A 20804-nucleotide genomic window follows, 5' to 3' on the forward strand; every position below is an offset into this window, starting at 1 on the left:
GATGGATTCCTTAGAAGCCCAAGCTCAGGTGTTCGGCGATTGGCCCCAGCGCCAGGGTCGGCAGGAAGGTCAGGCCGCCCACCAGCAAAATGGTCACGGTCAACAGGGTCACGAACAGCGGGCCGTGGGTCGGGAAGCTGTTCTGGCCGATCGGTGCGGTTTTCTTCATTGCCAGGCTGCCGGCCAGGGCCAGTACCGGAAGGATGTAACCGAAGCGACCGATCAACATGCCCAGACCGAGCATCAGGTTGTGGAACGGCGTGTTGGCGCTCAGGCCACCGAACGCCGAACCGTTGTTCGCGCTGGCCGAGGTGTAGGCGTAGAGCAACTGGCTGAAACCGTGCGGGCCGGGGTTGCTGATGGTCGCCGCCGGGCCGGGCAACGTCGCCGCGATGGCGCCGAGTACCAGCACGCCCACCGGCATGACCAGCAAGGTCACCACCAGCAATTGCACTTCTCGCGCCTGCAGTTTCTTGCCGAGGTATTCCGGGGTGCGGCCGATCATCAGGCCGGCGAGGAATACCGCGATCAGCACGTTGAGCAGCATGCCGTAGAGCCCGGCACCGACGCCGCCGAAGATCACTTCGCCGACCATCATGTTGACCAGCGCGACCATGCCGCTGAGCGGGTTGAGGCTGTCGTGCATGCCGTTGACCGAACCGTTCGACGCCGCCGTGGTGGTCACTGACCACAGCACAGTGGCGGTGGTGCCAAAGCGCGCTTCCTTGCCTTCCAGCGGCGCGGTCTGCTCGACGGCAACGTTGTTCAACGCAGGGTTAGGCTGATATTCGGCCCACAACGAAGTCGCGCCACCGATCAGGAACAGCGCCAGCATGCAGGCGATGATCGCGCGGCTCTGACGCAGGTCTTTGACGTAGTGGCCGAAGGTGAAGACCAGCGCCACCGGGATCAGAATGATCGACGCCAGTTCGAACAGGTTGCTCCACGCGGTCGGGTTCTCGAACGGGTGCGCCGAGTTGACACCGAAGAAGCCACCGCCGTTGGTGCCCAGTTGCTTGATCGCAATCTGGCTGGCGGCCGGGCCGAGCGGGATCACTTGATCGACGCCCTGCATGGTCACGGCATTCACATATTGCGCGAAGGTCTGCGGTACGCCCTGCCACACCAGGTACAGCGCCAGCAGCAGGCACAGTGGCAGCAAGCCGTAGAGGGTGGCGCGGGTCATGTCGACCCAGAAGTTGCCCAGGGTCTTGGCCGACTTGCGCCCGATGCCACGGCACAGCGCAACCAGCACGGCGAGGCCGGTGGCGGCGCTGACGAAGTTCTGCACGGTGAGACCGACCATCTGGCTCAGGTAGCTGAGGGTCGCTTCACCGCTGTACGACTGCCAGTTGGTGTTGGTCATGAAACTGACCGCGGTGTTGAACGCCTGAGTCCATTCCTGGCCCGGCAGGTTTTGCGGGTTCAGCGGCAGGTGATCCTGGAACAACAGGATCGCGAACAGCAGCAGGAAACCGGCGAGGTTGAACGCCAGCAGGGCCAGCGTGTATTTCTGCCAGCTCTGCTCAGCCTGCGGATCAACCCCGGCAATGCGATAGCAGCCGCGCTCGACCGGGCCGAGAATCGGCGTCAACCAGGTGCGCTGGCCTTCCATCACTTTGTAGTAGAAGCGCCCGAGGAACGGCGCCGGCAGCAAGACCACCGCGAAAAACGCGAGGATCAGCCAATAGTCATAACTGTGCATAGCCGCTCCTAGTTCCGATCCGCGCGCAACAGCGCAACCAACAGATAAATGAACAGCCCCACTGCCAGCAGCAGGGACACCCCGTCCAGAACGCTCATGGAAGATCTCCGTGTTACGGCTTATTGCCGCGTGTGGAGGCATTGTCGGAAAGAAGGCTGTAAAGGAACGAGACCGAGGGTGTTGGCTGGGCATAAAGAAAGCGTAAAGAGTGGGTTTATGCGGGCGTTACAGGTGAGTCTTGTGGTGTCTGGACGGGCCTCTTCGCGAGCAAGCCCGCTCCCACAGGGATATGCGTTGTTTGGGCGACCGCATTTCAAAATGTGGGAGCGGGCTTGCTCGCGAAGACGGCAGCACGATCAACATCGCACCCAACTGGCGCACAAAAAGCAGTTATTGCGCCGCGAACATCCCCGATACGACAGCTTTCAACTCATTACGACTTGTTTCACAGCAATGGCACGCCCACTGCACACGCCCTCCCCCGAGCTTTCCAAACCGTTCAGGGAGCATGCGCATGAACACACAACTCAAACCCACGCTGGGCACCCTGCACCTGTGGGGCATCGCCGTCGGGCTGGTGATCTCCGGCGAGTATTTCGGCTGGAGTTACGGCTGGGGCGTGGCCGGCACGCTGGGCTTTCTGGTGACCTCGTTCATGGTCGCCACCATGTACACCTGCTTCATCTTCAGCTTCACCGAACTGACCACCGCGATACCTCACGCGGGCGGACCGTTCGCCTACAGCCGTCGCGCGTTTGGTGAAAAAGGTGGGCTGATCGCCGGGCTGGCGACGCTGATCGAATTCGTCTTCGCACCGCCGGCAATCGCGCTGGCCATTGGCGCCTATCTGAATGTGCAGTTTCCGGCGCTCGATCCGAAACACGCGGCAGTCGGTGCCTACATCGTGTTCATGACCCTGAACATCCTCGGGGTAAAACTGGCTGCGACGTTCGAGCTGATCGTCTGCGTGCTGGCGATGATCGAATTGCTGGTGTTCATGGGCGTGGTCGCACCGGCGTTCAGCTTCAGCAGTTTTGCGCTCAATGGCTGGGCCGGTTCCGATGTGTTCGGTGCCCCGGCGATTGCCGGGATGTTCGCCGCGATTCCGTTCGCGATCTGGTTTTTTCTCGCCATCGAAGGCGCGGCCATGGCCGCCGAAGAAGCCAAGGATCCCAAGCGCACAATCCCCAAGGCTTACATCAGCGGCATCCTGACCCTGGTGTTGCTGGCAATGGGCGTGATGTTCTTCGCGGGCGGCGTTGGTGACTGGCGCACCCTGGCGAACATCAACGACCCGTTGCCGCAGGCGATGAAAACCGTGGTCGGCGACAACTCCGGCTGGCTGCACATGCTGGTGTGGATCGGCCTGTTCGGCCTGGTCGCGAGTTTCCACGGAATCATCCTTGGCTACTCGCGGCAGTTCTTCGCCCTCGCCCGCGCCGGCTACCTGCCGGCCTCGCTGGCGAAACTGTCGCGCTTCCAGACCCCGCACCGGGCGATCATCGCCGGCGGCGTGATCGGCATCGCCGCGATCTACAGCGACGGTCTGATCAACCTCGGCGGCATGACCCTGACCGCAGCGATGATCACCATGGCCGTGTTCGGCGCCATTGTGATGTACATCATGAGCATGCTCAGCCTGTTCAAACTGCGTAAATCCGAACCCAATCTGGAGCGTACTTTCCGCGCCCCGTGCTATCCGCTGGTGCCGATGATTGCGCTGGTGCTGGCAGTGGTGTGCCTGATCGCCATGGCTTGGTTCAATGCGCTGATCGGGCTGATTTTCCTTGGTTTCATGGCGGTCGGCTTCGGCTACTTCCTGCTGACGGGCCAGTTGCGCGCCAACGCTCCGGCCGATGCGATGCTGACCGGCCGCTGAGGGATTTCGGGTACACCGGGCATAACCGGCCTAGAATGGAACCACTGCGAACTCACTTCGCTCAAAGTGGTATGCAGCGTCGCTGGCGAAATCCTCGCCCGTCGAGCTGCCATTAAGGAGAGCCGTTATGCCCTGGTATGCCTGGTTGATTCTGGTCGTTGCAATCGGCTCGATCGTGGGTGGGTTGATGATGTTGCGCGACACCGCCAACAAGGTCGAACTGACCGATGAAGAACGCAAGCGCGTAGCGCAGCGCAATGCCGAAGCGGACATCAAGGACGCGCAGGATCGCTGAACGAAAAACCCCGCCGGAACAGGCGGGGTTTGTTTTTGTAAAGGATTTTACTGACTGCAAGGATCAGGTCGGACTGAGCAGCGTGCTTTTAAGAAATAGAAGTACAGTCACCATGTCATTTACCTTGGTTAAGATGGCGGTCTTGTTGCGGAGAGTTCCACATGCGTTACTCGCAAGATCATAAAGCTCAAACCCATCTACGGATTATCAAGGAAGCCTCGGCGCGATTTCGCAAGGACGGCATCGGTGGCACCGGTCTGCAACCCCTGATGAAAGCACTGGGGCTGACCCACGGCGGCTTTTACTCACACTTCAAATCCAAGGACGAACTGGTCGAAAAGGCCTTGCAGGAGGCGAGCGATCAAGTCGACGGTTTATGCGCCGAGATCTTTGCCCAGGCAAACCCGCTGCACGTATTTATCGATACCTATCTCTCCGAATGGCATCAGACCTCCCCACACGAAGGCTGCCCGCTGCTGACCATCTCTTCAGAATTGGGCCTGCGCGGACAACCAAGCCCGACCAGTGATCAGGTGCTCGGCAATCGCCTGGATCAGATCGCCAGCACCCTGAAAGACGACAACAGCGCCGACCAGGCCATTGTCATCATGTCGACGCTGGTCGGCGCGCTGTTGCTGTCACGCAGTGTCGCCGACGCCGAGTTGGCCCAACGCATCCTCGACGTCACTCGCGATCACCTCAAGCAGTCGCAAGACTAAGCCTGCCAGCGCTTGAACAGCACGCTGGCGTTCACCCCGCCAAAGCCGAAACCGTTGGACAGCGCATATTCGATCGGCATCGAACGCGCCTGGCCGTGAACGATGTCTACACCCGCGCTCGCAGGATCGGGATTGTCGAAATTGAGTGTCGGCGGCACAACCTGATCACGGATTGCCAACAGGGTGAAAATCGCTTCCAGCCCGCCTGCGGCCCCCAGCAAATGCCCCGTGGCCGACTTGGTCGACGTCACGGCGATTTTATTCTCGGTGCCGAACAACGCCTTGATGGCTGCCAGCTCGCCAAGATCGCCGACCGGTGTGGAAGTCGCATGCGCATTGAGATGCTGCACCTGATCGGGCGCAATACCGCCCTGAGCCAATGCCAGCGCCATGGCGCGACGTGCTCCGCTACCGTCCTCCGGCCCGGCGGTGAGGTGATACGCATCGGCGGTGGTGCCATAACCGACCAGTTCGGCCAGAGGTTGCGCACCGCGGGCCAACGCATGCTCCAGTGACTCGATCACCAGCAGACCGGCGCCCTCGCCCATGACAAAGCCATCGCGCCCGCTGTCGAACGGTCGTGAGGCACGCTCGGGGGTGTCATTGTAACCGCTGGACAGCGCCCGCGCTGCCGCGAAACCGGCCAGACTGACCCGATCGATGCACGCCTCCGCCCCGCCGCACACCGCGATGTCCGCTTCACCTGCACGAATCATCCGTGCCGCATCGCCAATCGCCTGCACTCCGGCAGCACAGGCGGTCACCGGTGCACCCAACGGGCCTTTCAAAGCGTGCCCGATCGATACGTGTCCAGCGGCAAGATTGACCAGAAACGATGGAATGGTGAACGGCGACAGACGACGCGGGCCGCGACTGTCGGTGGTGCGTACCGCGTCAGCTATCGCGCCGAATCCGCCAACACCGGAACCGATGATGGTCGCGGTGCGCACCTGATCCTGCTCCTCGGCCGGATGCCATCCGGCCTGCGTCAATGCCTGGCGCGCCGCTTCCATGGCAAACAGAATGAAGCGGTCCATCTTCTTTTGCTCTTTGGGTGGCGTGGCAAGGTCCGGATCGAAGCCGGCCTCGGTGTCCTCCGCCGCCGTTGGCACCATCCCGGCGACCCGGGTCGGCAAATCTGCGCTCACCGCGTCCGGCAAATTGCGCAAGCCCGAGCGCCCGGCCAGCAATCGCTGCCAGACCATTTCGACATCACTGCCCAAGGGAGAAACCAGGCCCATACCGGTGACAACAATTCGACGCTGACTCATACCGCAGTTACCTCTGATCAGTTTTTGTAGCGTTGGGCCGCCGAACTGCGCGACAGATTCGGAGCCATGACATGCCGGGCACGCACAAAGGCCTGCCATTCACCTTCGTCAGGCAGCGACGGGATAGTGATCAACTCGCCTTGATCCAGACCGGCCAGCGCCGCATCGACCATTTCACCGGCCTCCATCACCATCTCCGCCGGAATGCCATTGGCATCGATGCCCGAGCGCTCCCAGATTTCGGTGCGGGTAACGCCGGGTAATACCGCTTGTACCTTGACGCCGGTGCCTTCGAGCTCCGTATTCAGCGATTGAGTCAGGCTTAGAACATAAGCCTTGCTGGCGCTGTAGGTCGCGTTGAAACGCTCCGGAAACAGCGCCACCACCGAGGCAATGTTGATGATCGTGCCGCGACCGGCCTTCGTAAAACTGGCGGCAGCCGCCGAAGCCAGAAGGGTCACGGCGGTGACATTCAACTGAATCAGGCGCTCCAGTTGCTCAGCATCGGAATTGGCCAGCAGACCATCGGCCGCCACCCCGGCGTTGTTCACCAACAGGCTGATGCTCGAGTCACTGCGCAGACGCTGCTGGAGTTTCAGCAGATCGTCCTTTTGCGTCAGATCGGCCTTGAGCACTTCGACCTGACCCCCATGGGCCTCGCGCAACTGGCTCGCGGCGCTTTCCAGACGCTGCTGATCACGGGCGACCAACAGTAAATCAAAACCACGCGCTGCCAGCCGCTGCGCGTAAATGGCACCTATCCCGGACGAAGCACCGGTGACGACGGCTGTACCTTGAGACTGAACTGAACTCATTAGGGCGCTCCTGAAACACATTGGGATATGGGCCTCCAATGCTCACTGGCCTGGAGGTGACGGAAATTATTATATGCATAATCCAAAAACAATATGATACCCATAATTTTCAGCTCGCCGATAAACGCAACCGGGCTCCCTTTGCCAAATCTCTGCGCCAGAAAACAGAAAGGCCGGTCAATGACCGGCCCCTTGGCGTTGAATAATCAGCTTAGTTCACTTCCAGCTTCTCGCGATTGCGATCCAGGATCGCCTTGCCGATGCCCTTGACTTCCAACAGCTCATCCACCGAGGCGAATGGCCCATTAGCATCACGATACGCAACAATCGCTTTGGCCTTCGCCTCGCCTACCCCGGACAACTGCTTTTGCAGCGTTATTGCATCCGCGCCGTTAAGATCGACCTTTTCACTCGGAGACGCGGCCACGACGTCGCTCACCATCGTTGCACTATTCGTATCAGGGACAACGGCAGGCGCCGCCACTACAGCGATTGAAGCACTGGTGAGCAGAGCAAAAAACAGAGAGTAGAAAAAACCGTTACGCATAAATGACGCTCCATGACATCGATTGAGAAAGCAGCTTTTCCCAAGCTGCTCTCCAAACTTAGGCCATGGTTGGCAGGTGTCAAAAATGTGTCTATTACAGGATGTGAAACAATCAGGGTTCGAGACGGCGTTGCTGGTAGATCCAGTCGACGATTTCGCCATCGGGCGTGTAGCCGCTGACGGTTTCGCGCAGGAGTTGGCGGACTCGGGAGTAGTCGTCTTGTTCAACTGCGTTGAGCAACTCACTCAACTTGGCTTTGAGCACGTCCCATGGCAAGTGATCTTCGTTGGCCGTCATGATCATCGGGTGGGGAGTTGCCGCGACATTGTCGCCGATCAACAATTCTTCATAGAGCTTTTCACCCGGACGCAAACCCGTGAACTGGATTGAAATGTCGCCCTGCGGATTACGTTCGGAACGGATGCTCAAGCCGGACAGATGGATCATTTTTTCCGCCAGCTCGACGATTTTTACCGGCTCTCCCATGTCCAGAACGAATACGTCCCCGCCCTGCCCCATGGATCCGGCCTGGATAACCAGTTGTGCCGATTCGGGGATAGTCATGAAGTAGCGAGTGATTTTCGGATGAGTGACGGTCAACGGTCCGCCGGATTTGATCTGGCTGTGGAACAACGGAATCACCGAACCGGACGAACCCAGCACGTTGCCGAAACGCACCATGGTGAAACGTGTCTTGTTGACCCGAGACACGTTGGCCTTATCACCAAACAACACTGGAGCCACTTCACGACTGAGTGCCTGGAGTGTCATTTCAGCCAGACGTTTGGTGCTGCCCATGACGTTGGTCGGGCGTACGGCCTTGTCGGTCGAGATCAATACAAAGTTCGAGACCCCTGACTGCAACGCCGCTTGAGCGGTGTTGAGTGTTCCGATCACGTTATTCAACACCCCTTCGGCAATGTTGTGTTCAACCATCGGTACGTGCTTGTAAGCGGCAGCATGGTAAACCGTGTCGACGTTCCAGGTTCTCATGACATCGAGCAGCTTGCCTTGATGGCGGATAGAACCAAGTATCGGGATCAGACGAAGCGGCCGGGATTCGCGGCAACCGCGCTGTTCCAGCTCTGACAGGATGCTGTAAAGATTGAATTCACTGTGCTCAAACAAAATCAGTGTGGTTGGCGACAATGAAAATATCTGACGGCAAAGCTCCGACCCGATCGAACCGCCGGCCCCCGTCACCATGACGGTCTTGCCTTTGATACAGCGCTCGAGCAACTCTGCCTGAGCCGGAACCGCATCACGCCCAAGCAAGTCGGCAATGTCGACTTCCTGGATGTCATCGACCTTTACCCTGCCACTGGCCAGATCAGTAAAGTTTGGAACACTGCGGATGTGCAGCGGAAACCCTTCCAGCAGGTTGAGAATTTCCCGGCGACGCGCACGCGTCGAGGACGGTAGCGCCAGGAGAATTTCCTGTGCTCCGGTCACGTCGATCATTTGCTGAATATGCTTGGGCTTGTAAACGTGCAGGCCGGAGATAGAGCGATCGGCAATACTTGGGTCGTCATCGATGAACGCCACCGGACGCATCACTCGCCCCATTCTCAAGGCGGCCACCAATTGATTGCCAGCGACACCCGCACCGTAGACTGCAACTTTGGTCAGCCCATCGTCTCGACTGGTAAAGGGGACATGTTGAGCTGCGTTAAACCAGTCGCCCATGAAGTACTGACGCATGCACAGCCGCAAGCCGCCAATAATGACAAGGCTGAGCCACCAATAGTTGAAGATGATAGAACGAGGAACGACCGTTTCGTGATTGCTGTACCAATAAACCACTAACGCGAGGATCAACGAAGAAAGGCTCACAGCCTTGATGATCGCTATCAGCGCGTCGTTGCCAAAGTAGCGCATGACCGCACGATACATACCGAAGCGGATGAAAAGCGGAATGGCAATGACTGGAGCGCAGGCAAAGAGCCAGAAATGAACGCGCAAGGGGTTGTACATATCGTCCAGGCCCAATCGGACGATGAACGCCAGCCAAAGCGACGCCCAGACCAACAGAATGTCAGTGGCTATCTGAATCAGCCGCTTCTGGCGACGAGGCAGATTCAACAAAAAGGTGCGTAATTTATCCATAAATCCCAACCAACGGCATTACTCGTTCAAAGGTCTGCAATCATTTCAAGAGCTAGCAGGAATCGTTCCCGTCTCGACAGGGTAGCTTAGCACTGGGCAGGGCCGGGCTGGATGTAGATTCAAGGGGCATGACATCTGGCCCCTGCACAATGCCCTGCACTACCTTGGGTAACGCAAAAACAGGAGTCAGCGGAGTAAAGACAACTGTCCGGGCCGGAGGTTCGCGTGCCGCCTCCGGCGGCCCCGCTCTTTTGACTGAGCAGGACACCAGTGACACGACCAGCGTTCGTCAATCACACACCTGAACAGCCATGGCGCGGCAGGCACTCCCGCCGCCGGCCATGGGGGAACGTCAGCAGCGTCCAGCTCTGAGGGCTTTCCATTTCGACGCCAGCAACTGCTTTGACGAGCGAGTAACAGGTTGCACCAGATATCGATCAATCGCGAGAGAAATCAAAATTCCGATAGCAATGTAAAACGGCCACGAGTGCACAGTATCCCACTGATAATAAGGCCCCGTCACATCGGCTGGTTTAATGGCCCCGACCATGCACAACACCACATTGATCAGAAAGAAACCGAAAAGATGGTGAAGCAATACAGGAAAAGAATTTCGACCTATATAACCGAGCAGCTTACTGCAAGACTCATTTTTTGCCAGAATGTCGGAAACACCGTAGAAAAAAGCAATACTTGGCACACTGCTGACCACCGGCAAATATGCATTCTGGTATTTAGATGCCTGCATCCAGAAGTCAAGATTACCCGCCGCGACCCAAAACTGCTGCTGGATAACGTACAAAGACACCAGCACCACCACATACTTAAGAAACCGTTGACAGTTATATTTCTGGAACAAAGCTCCGAGATAGTAAAAAAACAATGCAAACGCAAAACGCAAATAAGGAATCTTGTCCCAATCTACTGTCTGAGTATCATACATATTGACGCTATAGCCGACAGCAGCGAGTCCCACCAGCAGATAAGACAGCAAGAAGGCCGTAGAGACGAACAGGCCGCTGCCTCCGCGACTTAAAAGCACGAACAACCGTGCATGAACGACCGAGAAATAAACCCGCACAAAAAACAGACAGGGAATAAACCAGTACGCGGCAGTGAAGAGGTACGCTCCCGAACCACCGAACTGATTCATGAATATCTTTTGAACGGAAAACGGCTCAGCGAAAGCTGTAAACCCATAATAAGCCAAAATCTGGCAGAGACAGGCATATGCAAAATAGAAAAATGTCGAGTACAACAATAGCGCCCTTACATTTTTTACGATGACCGGACCAACTTTTTCAATGCGCTGCTCACTAAAAAATACCCGACAGAAAGAAAAACAACGGCATATGAAACGAATATGGCGTGAACGGATACAATGCAACACCACTGCTGGCATGTCCCGCAACAACCGAGAGTATCCCTATCCCTCGCAACACATCGACGCTTAGATTCCTTACCACAGCCCTGCTCCCGCTCGACTATCATTCCTCCCCGAACATGTCACACTCACGACCGCTCAACAGGAGCGATATAAATATTTCAAACAACAAGAATTAAAATAACTACAGCTCTATATCCGCACGCTCAAAACGAGTAGTCCAGGTATTATCAGCGATAAACGTGATGCCACTTTCACATGAGTCACGATATTCCATTGCGGCGGCGACCTTTTCACCAATATCGCCAAGCGACTTGCTGATAAACGTTCCTGCCGCCTCTTCGCGAAATTTCATCTCTCCGAAGTCCGTTGAAACGACCGGTAAGCCAAGTGCCCGATACTCATAATATTTGATCGGATCGACGGAAATGGTCAGATCGCTTTTTTTGAAGGGAATAAGTCCGACATCAAACTCACACATCGCTGACAGGGCGACATCGTGAGCACAGGGTGGCAAAAACTCGATATTCGCAGGCAACTCAAAAGGCGCCGGTGAAAACACCGGACCGATAATGCGAATAATGTCACCGGAACGAAGCCGGGCCAGTGTTCGCATCCAGTCCCAGTCAAACCATGCACCCACCGTACCGACGTAGCCGAGAACCTTTCGCTCCCGCACCCCGCTGGCGTTGCGTGGTGGAGGCAACAGAGCATCATCCAGTGCGTTCGGCACGAATGAGATACTTGCCTTTTCTGGTGACCAGCGGTTTTTCAGAGCAGTGCTCGAGACCCAAAGCTTCTCCACGGTTTGAATCAGTTGACGCTCCCGACGCGCCATCGCCACCCGAGAAAATCCGCTGTAGAACGCAGGAAAATCATCCATTGCATCGTAGATGGAATGCTTGGGGTTGAACGCCTTCAAGACCTTCAACGCCAAGACCGAAGGTTTTCCAACCACGATCAGAGGCTCTTGCGTGCCCAGCTGTTGCTTCGCCTCGTTAATCAGCGGTCCCCAGAAACCGCTGTTCAACCACCCCGAGCCAGGAAGCGGCTCAATAGGCAGCGCACGTGGCGACAGCAATGTCAGCCATTGCGGTACGTTGACCTGAGCTTGCTGGTTCATCCCCGAACGCTTTAAGTCGCTCAGTTTGGGAAACCGGGTTGGATAGGGTTCGATCCAGATTACTTGTCGCCCGGTGCGCCGGTGAAACCACTCGACAAATTTGTGAGGGCGCTGGGAAAAACTGGCCCACGGAACAGGCGACAAGTAAATCAAACTCATCAGCTAAAGTACTCGCGCAGCGAATTCACGATTCGCTCTGCACCATGCCCGTCACCATAAGGAGACACGCCACGGGCCATCTCGCGATACGCGTCTTCATCATCCAGCAAGCGCTGCGCTTCGGCGACGATCATGTCGTAATTGGAGCCAACCAGTTTGACAACACCATGCTCGACAGCTTCCGGACGCTCGGTTTCTTCACGCAGTACCAGAACCGGTTTACCCAATGCAGGCGCTTCTTCCTGCACACCACCGGAGTCGGTCAGAATCAGGTAAGCACGCTTCATGGCGGCTACGAACGGCGCATATTCCAATGGATCGCACAGCACGAAATTGGCTACCGGACCAAGCAGTTCGTGAGCAACGTCCTTGACGTTAGGGTTTGGATGCACCGGATAAAGGAACTGCACGTCCGGGTTATTCTCAGCCAAGGTGCGCAATGCACGGCAGATGTTGAGAAACGGTTCACCGAAGTTTTCACGGCGGTGCGAGGTCACGAGCACCAGTCGCTTGCCCGGATCAAGTTCGATTCCCAGATCCAGGTCCTTTGCAGCGGTCATCAGCAGTGCATCGATTACAGTGTTGCCAGTGACAATGATATCGGCATCGGGAACACCTTCACGCAGCAGGTTCTGGCGCGAGCCCTCGGTGGGCGCAAAGTGCCAGCGAGCCAGCTTGCCGGCGATGACGCGGTTGGCTTCTTCCGGGAACGGGTTCTGCATATCCCAGGTGCGAAGCCCGGCCTCTACGTGACCAATAGGGATTCTGTGGTAGAAACAGGCCAGAGCAACGGTCATTACAGTCGTTGTATCACCTTGAACCAGCACGATTTCCGGCTTCTCTGCGCTCAGCACGTCGTCCATTTCCAGCAGGAGACGAGCAGTCAACGTGGTCAGGGCCTGGTTTGGACGCATGATGTTCAGGTCGATATCTTGTTCAATACCGAAAAAGCTCATGACCTGGTCAAGCATGTGGCGATGCTGGGCTGTGGCGAGAACCCGCACATCCGCCCAAGGCTCATTTTTCAACGCCAGAATGACCGGGGCCATTTTGATCGCTTCCGGACGGGTTCCAACAACGCAAAGTATTTTTCGTTTCACAAGAGTATTCCCACAAATCAGTTATTAGCTTTAGAGACTTTGGAGTTTTTCCGCATAGACAGCAGCTCTGACATCCCAGCTGTTCTGGTCAGCCAATGTCCGTAGCCGCTCACGATACGCCTGGTCGTTGCAGGCACCGAGAGCCAGGCGGATCGCTGCAATAAGCTCGGCAGCGTCACCACCGGAGAACACCTCAGGATAAACCGTGCACTCATTCATATCGGCAGTCACGACGACCGGTTTCTCGAGCGCAAAGTACTCATAAAGTTTCAGTGGAGAGGTAGATCGCGCAACATCGCCCGGCTTGAACGGAATGAAGCAGGCGTCAAACAAACGGGCAGACGCAGGTAGCTGGGCATAGTTGACCGGGCCAAGATAAAGCACATTCGCGCGCTGCGGCAACAACGGGACGCAACCGCTGTAGTCAGGTCCGATAAACACGAACCCCACATCCGGCATGCCCGCGCACACCTGCTCCACTACTTCATACCAGAGCCAGGGGGCAATGGCACCGAAGTAGCCGACGATGTGCTTGTAACGGCCTCTGAATTGAGTGAGTGCCGGGGGGACAGAGACGTCTTGTTGTGCAGCACGATAATGCGCCACATCTACGCCGTTGGGGACGCACACACAACGTTTGTCCCCGCACTCCGCCAGCGCCTCCTTGTGGAGAGCCGTAGCCGAGGACACGATGACATCGGCCTCCCCTTCAAATGCTGCAGCTTTCAGGTCAAGCAGTCGACGGATAGCGCCCTTGCCACCGGAAATCGAGGCGTCTATATGGTCGATGTACTCGTAGACCACCCGGCCCCGAGTACGCGCGGCCGCCATCGCCTCACGCGTGGCCAAAAGCGATGTGCTGTAAAAGCAGCGCACCGCATCGGGAATGGCATTCACGCCCGCATCATTGGCGATCCATACATTCTCGGCCACTTGCCTGAAACCGAGGACGTCATCACCCATGGTCTGAAAAACCACCAGACAGTTGAGACGTCCCAGTGCCATTGCCATGTGATGAGGACGCTGAAACAGCGTTATCCCCCAATCGACATTCGCTTCGAAAATGATGACAAGACGATCACTGGCCGCGCTCAGCACCTGACTCTGAAACTCGGCGCCCGTCAGATCTCCGGCTCGGATCGACGTGCGAACGCTCCGGCTGCGCAGCCAGCGAACAATCGCATGCCGGACACCGTGCAGCCGGTTACGCAAGGTAGCCGGCAACAACCAGAAACAACGGCGAGCCAGTGAGTGCACTGAAATACGCGAACGATTGGCCATTTAACCGAGCTTCACCGCGAGAGATTCAGTCACTTGGAGTGTTTGACCACCGATCAGTTGCTGGACCAGATTCACATAACTTTGATAGGTACGCTCTTTGTCGAGTGCGCCAAGCTCTGCTCCCGACAGTTGCGGACGAGCGCCATTGTTCAAGACACGCAACATGGCCTCGGCCAGACGCTGTTCAAACTGCGCGCTGGAGCGCATCTCGGTAACGCTTCCGGTGAATTGCGTCATGTCATAAACAGGATCGACAAGCTCAATACCAGCATGCTTTGCAAAGTGCGACGCACAGCCAACGCTGGACATGGCAACCGGGATATCCGCCTTGATCGCCTCAAGCAAAGTCAGTGGCCCCCCTTCGAAAAAGGTTGCCGAGACAAAAGCATCAGCCATGGCCAGGTACTCAGGAACATTGTTCGTCGTACCGACATATGTCACGCGATTGTGCAAACCATGCGCCTCGATATAAGCAACCATCTCGGCGAGCAACTGTGGTTCGTAAACCGGCCCCAGAATGAGCAGGCGGAGCTTGTCACTCGAACGTATCGCGATCTCGAAGGCCTTGATCGCACCCAGATGGTTTTTCTGGTGGTTGATCGACCCGACGTCGATGAATGCAAATTCATCGTCAGTAATACCATACTGTGCACGCAAGCGAGCACGGGCGGCGTCCCGATCGAGTTCTTCGAATGGCTTGAAGTCAATGCCGTTAGGAATGACCACGCAGCTCTGTGCGGGCACGCCCAGACGCGAAACGCTGTAATCCTTCACTTGCTGCGATACCGCCACAAAGGCACGGGTCTTCTGCGCTACCGAAGCGAACTCCTGACGCTGCTGATCGTTCAACCACATGTAGATATTGTGGATGACCTGCACAAAACCGATGCCTTTTTCGCGATAGACATCCGTACCGCTAAAAGAGTAATGAGCCAAAACAAGTTTGGGTTGCAACTGATCGATCAACTCACTGTGGGATTGCGCCGAGTAAGGGCGACACACCACCACCTGCCCCATATCACGAGCCCGCTGGACCGCAGCGCCCTGTGTGCCCTGAACGAGCAGCACAACGCGCAGTCCGGCCTTGATCATTGTCTCGTTCAGATCAAGTACAACATTTTCCAGTCCGCCAGCCTCAAAGTTATCAACTTGAACCAGGACGTCGCAGGTTGGCAGCGTCTCATGCGCAACGTCGTACGCAGGATTAACGTCTACTGTCTGGACCAGCGGTTGGGACTTTCCCAGCATTGGACGCAAAACGCGCCACCCCTTGCGTGCGGCACGCCCCCGAAGGGTGCCTGCTGGCAGCACGCGGCGCGCGATGTCGGCAACGAACTGGCGCACATTTAGCGTTCCAATATTCAACTTGCGCGTGTTACTGACCGGCGGAGTGAAATAGCTAAAGATTTCATCCGCACCGGTCTGGCGCACTTCCTTCAATCGCTCGTAAACCGAAAGGTTGGCTTCTGCCAACGCCACACGCTGTGCTTCTTCGGGCAAGTTCCCGGCGAGGAAGTTTTCCAGGGTGATGTAGCGCATACCGAGCGTCTTGAAATCGCCGATATCTTCGCAGTCGACGATCGGCACGATACCCATTGCAAGGTATTCGACGAGCTTCGTCGGACAGGCCGCACGGTTGACGATGATGTCTTCCCGAAGGATGAACCCGTAGTGGCACTGCGGATAAAGCGTCATCAGTTCAGCGTGGGTTTTACCCTCGACAACCACAGACCCCAGCAACTCTGCCGGCAGCATGTCTTTGACAATCTGAGGCTCCGGGCAATAAAAGCGATGATTGCACCGATCGGCAGTGCGGATGATTGCATCAATCATCTTTGGAACTTGCTGCCATTTGTGCAGGCCACCCGCATAAACCACGACCGGCTTGCCGTCGATAAGCGGACGGGTTGCGTGTGTCGGGGTGAAGCGAGGGAAGATCGGGAAAGAAACCGAACGAGCTTTCAGTGCTCCTCGAAACTTCTGCTGGAGATAGTTCTTCATCGCTTCGGTTACAACGATGACGATACCGGCCTTCTCTACGGCAAGCCGTTCCTCCTTCTCGTAAAGAACAGCACTGAAGAAATCGTTGTGCATACGGAATTCTTCAGGCACCACACCGTGAATATCTATAGCCTTGCGAATGAAAGGCAGATGCATGAGTTTGCCGAAGCGGTTGTCGTACATACGCAACACACTGTGGAAGTAAATCTTCCGGCAACGCAGAACGGCCATCAGGGCCAGCATGCGCACGAGCATTCTGCGCTTCTTGGAACCATTGATTCGCAGCACCAGCACATTAGGCTCAGGCCGATCAAACCAAATGTTGCGCCCCTTCAGCTCGTCACTTTCAACATAGACGCGCCACCGATCAGCAAACATGCGATCGACAATCTGAATACGCTGAAAGTAACCATCGCTTTGACGCTCAGGGTAGAAATACCCGCCAAAGAAGACGATGCCATCAAACTTCAGAATGAAATCCAGGCTGCGGCGCACGAACCACAGCAAACGACCCAAGCGGGTTTCAGGGCGTGCAGAAAATGCCGCAGAAGTGGCCGGCGGCGGGAGGTCGACGCCGCTGGTACCGTCCTCGGCCGGGGAAGTGATGAACGTGTGAATAGCGAAGTTGCAATCAACCCGTTCGTAGACACCGCTCGCGATCGTACCAAGGTCCGATTTGAGTGCCGCTGCCTCGTCAGCGTCAACGACCCCACCCGTCAATGCACGCTGAATACGCGCGACGACTTTATCCCAGAGCGAGATCAAATCCCCATAGGAACGTGCAGAAGACACGGCCTTCAGCAGCGCCTCAGGCACAACACGCCCCTGAGCGGCCAACGCCTCGGTCAGTTTGCTGAATTCTGACTCGAAGTAGCTGATCTGTTTGCCAAGATTGTCTACATACAGCTCAAAAAAAGGAGCCTGCTGAGAAAGCAGCTCTTGATGCGACAGCGCGAATTCGACGTCCATTGCAAAAGAGACAATCGGTTTCTCCGGTCGGCGGCGCCAGGTTATACCGTGTTTCTGCTCCAGGTATGCCTTGTTGCGCTGTGCTCTCTCGCTGAAATACTCATATTGCAACTGGCCGAAAGATGCCGATCCCCAGTGGTGGATAAACACATCTCGCGCCAAATGAATTTCGTAGCCGGCGTTACGTGCGCGCAGGCAATAATCGTCATCTTCAAATCCGCCCGGGAAGAACGTATCGTCAAGCAGACCGATTTTTTCAAAGGCGGCCTTGGACACCAGAACGCAAAAGAACGTTACGTCCGTTTCAACCAGATTGCCTTTCCAGGCTGCATTCCAGCGCTCGGCAAAATTGGAAACGCGCTGATATACCTTATCGTGCAGAGTCTCTGTGCGATGATCCAGGCACTCAGCAAACTCCAACTGATAGTCGACAGGAACACATTGTTCGCCGTCAGCCTTGTTAGTGACCGCACTGATAAGGTCCGAACCGCTTGCCAGCAGATTGTCCAGCCAGAAATCCGTAACGATGACGTCGCTGTTGAGCAAACAGATATGAGTAATTTCTTCGTCGGCAAGAAACTCGGAAATACCGACGTTGTTCCCGCCGGAAAAACCCAGATTGGTATCTTGCTCGACATAGCGCCACGAGGGGCCTACTTCAGCAATGTGATGGGTCATCGCTTCGCGAATCTTGTCTCGCTCGCCAGACTCCGAAGCGTTATCGACCAGTATTACTTTGTAGGCGGATTCGTTATAGGCACGTCGCATGCTCGCCAACGTGATCCTGACTGCCTCGGAGGCATTGTAGGAAACAATGACAATCCCGGTTTTCGTGACTTTGTTACTCATTTCCCGACTCTCCGAACAGTCCCACGCAGGACTCTCTTCCATAACGACCGCAACGAACCCTGGCTGCTTAGCGTCAGCAGACGATTGATCTCGATATCTCTTTTCGTAATTTCCTGCAGAAGATCCTGCGAGACTTGTCCCTCGTCTACGCTGACCTCAGTCAGTAGACGAACGATTTCTGCATCTCTTTTGACAACTTCGCCTGCAAGCATCTGGGCATGGGCATCTTGCTTGATCACTTCCTGAGCAAGGCTCTGGGCACTGGCATCCTGCTTCATCACTTCCTGAGCAAGGCTCTGGGCATGGGCATCCTGCTTCATCACTTCCTGAGCAAGACTCTGAGCATGCGCATCCAGCCTCATCACTTCCTGAGCAAGACTCTGGGCGTGCTTGTCTTGTGCGACGACTTCCCCGGCCAGTTCGTGAGTTCGACTTTCCAGCGTGTTGACTTGCTCAACCAGGCTCCTGCACGCTGCATCTTTCTCCTCCAATGCAGCAATGAGGCTACTAACGGAGTTGCCTACATCGTCCAGCTTCCGGTCACGCTCAACAAGTTGGCGCTCAAAGAAGCCGCTGGATTCCTGGAAAACCATGCCAGGGCGCAGCGCAACACTGTCCAGAACGGAAAGCCTGTAAGCGGCTCGCGACGCCTTGTCCAGCAACTGAGCCGCTTCTGCCAGACCAAAGGGCAGTGGCGACTGAGGATCACCGCTGATATTCAGCCATGTGCCGCTGACAAGACGTTGCACCTCGGCTACCGCGCGAACCAGATAGGCTCGTGCCGCGGGCTCATCACCACGAGCGACGGCAAACTCCGACAACCAGTGCAATGCATCGACGACCTTGTTGCCCAGCAATGGGCTGTAAGCCAGCACATCAATGCTGGCACACGCAGTGAAACACTCGATAGCATCCTCAAAGCGTCCGTGGAGCCGTGCAAGCTCACCACCGGCAAAGAGCAAGGAGACCTGCCAGCGCAACTGGTGTGGCGACGGATTGGCAATAGCAGCGAAGCGTCGAATTTCGGCCAAAAGCGCCTGGTAGCGCTCGATGGGCAAATCAACCACTTGGGACTGGGTATAGACCTTTCCGCACAGCGCTGCACCGTAATCAACCGAATCCAGGGCAGCCGTGGCCAACACCCGATCCTGCATCGACTGCAACAAAGACGCCGAACGCGCGCGCTGGCCCTGAGCAACCATTCCCCGTATCAGCCATGGATTCTGGTAGTCGCGGGCAAATGCACTGACCGAGAACTCTGGCGAGTCCGGCAGTTGCCATTGAGTTTCCTCGTACGGCACCGACACCCCTTCAAGCGGATCGGCCATACCCAATAGCAGGACCCACTCCGCTTCCTGTTCCGGAGTGCGATCGACCGGTACAGTCTCCCACTTGCGCGGGGAATGGTGGCACTTCATGGCGCCGCCCGCCGTCTGCAACATGCCTTGCTCCAGCAGGAAATGCGTGCCGCACTCCTCTACCAGCCGATCCCAGGTATAAACATGCAGATGGTGCGGGTTAGGATCTTTACCGGTTTCGTCCGCCCAGTTATTCGGGGCGCAGACCATCACGCGACCACCCGGCTTGAGCACGCGTTTCAACTGGAGCAGATACTCCATTGGCTCGGGAACATGCTCGATGGTTTCGAATGCAGCAATGAAGTCGATGCTATTGTCTGCGATCGAACTGAGCGCCTGAGCGTCACCAACCTCGAACTCGACCTTGCCAGGGCGACCGTAATGGGCATTCGCATAAGCGATACCAAAATCACTCAGGTCAACGCCCAATACCGATTTGGCCTGCGAAGCCGCGTACAACATGTAACTGCCATAACCAAGGCCGCACGCAACGTCCAGCACACGATCGCCCGGGCGCACGAACTCGGCGGCCTTCTGATAGCGAATACAGTGCGCGTCACCGCGTCGCCCGACTTCACGCAGCATGTCCGTATGGAGCAGCCGCTCTTCAACCAGAACCGACAAATCGTAGTGGCGCAGCGCCTCGGCAGGCACCTTCTCCAGCAATACGAATATCTGCCGTCCGTCTTCGTTCAATGCTTCATAAGGATTGATCTGGTAGTACAACTCATGCTTTCGAAACCCGGCCTCGAAACACTGGGCTTCCCACCAGTCACGCTTGGCCGTCGTCAACAGAGAAGGCTCGCCCGCTTCAGCAGATGTCGTTATCTGCAGAAAAACGTACCGGGCTGATACGCGGTACATCTCGCGCAAGGCTTGCGGCACATCTTCAGGATCAAGATGTTCCAGACAGTTGGTGGAGACTACGGTGTCAAACTGGCCGTCAGCAAACGGCAACGATACCGCGGAGCCCTGGCTGAACCGATCAGGAAAACGTTTGTTGGCAGTTGCCACGGCAAGGGACGAGACATCCACCCCCGCTGCATTGATGCCCAACGACAGGAGTTCTGAAACCAGTCCACCCAGACCGCAACCGATATCCAGCACCGAGCCGGTACCGCAGGTTTTAGCGACCCATCTGGATGTCTCGCGAAAATCGCCATTGCTCTCACCCGATGCAATGACGGCTTTCCAGTAATCGTTGTTGAGCAAGCTGTAATCAATCGAATTCATTGGACTCAT

The 20804-nt window shown here is 56.5% G+C and carries 16 protein-coding genes; 3 read left to right on the top strand and 13 right to left on the bottom strand.

Translation table 11 applies throughout. The features are described from left to right. Positions 1 to 10: 10 nt before the first annotated feature. The gene (gene kdpA, locus QMK55_RS04690) at positions 11 to 1705 is read right to left on the bottom strand and encodes a potassium-transporting ATPase subunit KdpA (RefSeq protein ID WP_102354056.1); all 1695 of its coding nucleotides are present in this window, start codon (positions 1703 to 1705) and stop codon (positions 11 to 13) included. A gap of 8 nt (positions 1706 to 1713) precedes the next feature. Next, positions 1714 to 1803 (bottom strand): K(+)-transporting ATPase subunit F, encoded by a 90-nt coding sequence (gene kdpF / locus QMK55_RS04695; protein ID WP_007899818.1) that lies wholly within the window; start codon positions 1801 to 1803, stop codon positions 1714 to 1716. A gap of 416 nt (positions 1804 to 2219) precedes the next feature. On the opposite strand from kdpF, the gene eat reads away from it, so the two are divergent. The 3 genes from eat to QMK55_RS04710 all read left to right on the top strand — a co-directional run bounded on the left by eat (position 2220) and on the right by QMK55_RS04710 (position 4598). Beyond that, positions 2220 to 3584: an ethanolamine permease gene (gene eat, locus QMK55_RS04700; RefSeq protein WP_320328749.1), complete on the top strand. Its 1365-nt coding sequence runs from the start codon at positions 2220 to 2222 to the stop codon at positions 3582 to 3584. 127 nt (positions 3585 to 3711) lie between these two features. Beyond that, positions 3712 to 3879 (top strand): DUF2897 family protein, encoded by a 168-nt coding sequence (locus QMK55_RS04705; protein WP_003226857.1) that lies wholly within the window; start codon positions 3712 to 3714, stop codon positions 3877 to 3879. 161 nt (positions 3880 to 4040) lie between these two features. Further along, positions 4041 to 4598, top strand: a complete 558-nt coding sequence (locus QMK55_RS04710) for a TetR/AcrR family transcriptional regulator (RefSeq protein WP_102354058.1) — start codon at positions 4041 to 4043, stop codon at positions 4596 to 4598. On the opposite strand, the gene fabF is transcribed toward QMK55_RS04710, so the two are convergent. The 11 genes from fabF to QMK55_RS04765 form a co-directional block, all read right to left on the bottom strand. After that, the gene (fabF, locus tag QMK55_RS04715; RefSeq protein ID WP_102354059.1) at positions 4595 to 5869 is read right to left on the bottom strand and encodes a beta-ketoacyl-ACP synthase II; all 1275 of its coding nucleotides are present in this window, start codon (positions 5867 to 5869) and stop codon (positions 4595 to 4597) included. The genes QMK55_RS04710 and fabF overlap by 4 nt on opposite strands. Before the next feature lie 17 nt (positions 5870 to 5886). Further along, positions 5887 to 6684: an SDR family NAD(P)-dependent oxidoreductase gene (locus QMK55_RS04720; protein ID WP_102354060.1), complete on the bottom strand. Its 798-nt coding sequence runs from the start codon at positions 6682 to 6684 to the stop codon at positions 5887 to 5889. A gap of 211 nt (positions 6685 to 6895) precedes the next feature. Next, a complete protein-coding gene (locus QMK55_RS04725; protein ID WP_320328750.1) occupies positions 6896 to 7231 on the bottom strand; it encodes a ComEA family DNA-binding protein in 336 nt (111 codons plus the stop codon). Positions 7232 to 7343: 112 nt separating this feature from the next. Next, entirely contained in the window at positions 7344 to 9338 is a 1995-nt protein-coding gene (locus QMK55_RS04730) for a nucleoside-diphosphate sugar epimerase/dehydratase (RefSeq protein WP_320328751.1), read from the bottom strand. A 352-nt stretch (positions 9339 to 9690) separates the two neighbouring features. Continuing rightward, on the bottom strand, positions 9691 to 10491 hold the full coding sequence (locus QMK55_RS04735) for a hypothetical protein (RefSeq protein WP_320328752.1): 801 nt from the start codon (positions 10489 to 10491) through the stop codon (positions 9691 to 9693). Between the two features lie 163 nt (positions 10492 to 10654). Beyond that, positions 10655 to 10804 carry an acyltransferase family protein gene (locus tag QMK55_RS04740; protein ID WP_320328753.1) on the bottom strand — a complete coding sequence of 50 codons (150 nt, stop codon included), beginning with the start codon at positions 10802 to 10804 and terminating at the stop codon, positions 10655 to 10657. 102 nt (positions 10805 to 10906) lie between these two features. Further along, positions 10907 to 12004, bottom strand: a complete 1098-nt coding sequence (locus QMK55_RS04745) for a glycosyl transferase (RefSeq protein ID WP_320328754.1) — start codon at positions 12002 to 12004, stop codon at positions 10907 to 10909. After that, a complete protein-coding gene (gene wecB / locus QMK55_RS04750) occupies positions 12004 to 13104 on the bottom strand; it encodes a non-hydrolyzing UDP-N-acetylglucosamine 2-epimerase (RefSeq protein WP_320328755.1) in 1101 nt (366 codons plus the stop codon). The genes QMK55_RS04745 and wecB overlap by 1 nt, the downstream gene beginning before the upstream one ends. 30 nt (positions 13105 to 13134) lie before the next feature. Next, positions 13135 to 14385, bottom strand: a complete 1251-nt coding sequence (locus QMK55_RS04755) for a hypothetical protein (protein WP_320328756.1) — start codon at positions 14383 to 14385, stop codon at positions 13135 to 13137. After that, positions 14386 to 18204 (bottom strand): glycosyltransferase, encoded by a 3819-nt coding sequence (locus QMK55_RS04760; RefSeq protein ID WP_320328757.1) that lies wholly within the window; start codon positions 18202 to 18204, stop codon positions 14386 to 14388. After that, entirely contained in the window at positions 18201 to 20795 is a 2595-nt protein-coding gene (locus tag QMK55_RS04765; RefSeq protein ID WP_320328758.1) for a class I SAM-dependent methyltransferase, read from the bottom strand. The genes QMK55_RS04760 and QMK55_RS04765 overlap by 4 nt, the downstream gene beginning before the upstream one ends. Positions 20796 to 20804: the final 9 nt, after the last annotated feature.

It is taken from the genome of Pseudomonas sp. P8_229 (assembly GCF_034008635.1).
Classification (GTDB): domain Bacteria; phylum Pseudomonadota; class Gammaproteobacteria; order Pseudomonadales; family Pseudomonadaceae; genus Aquipseudomonas.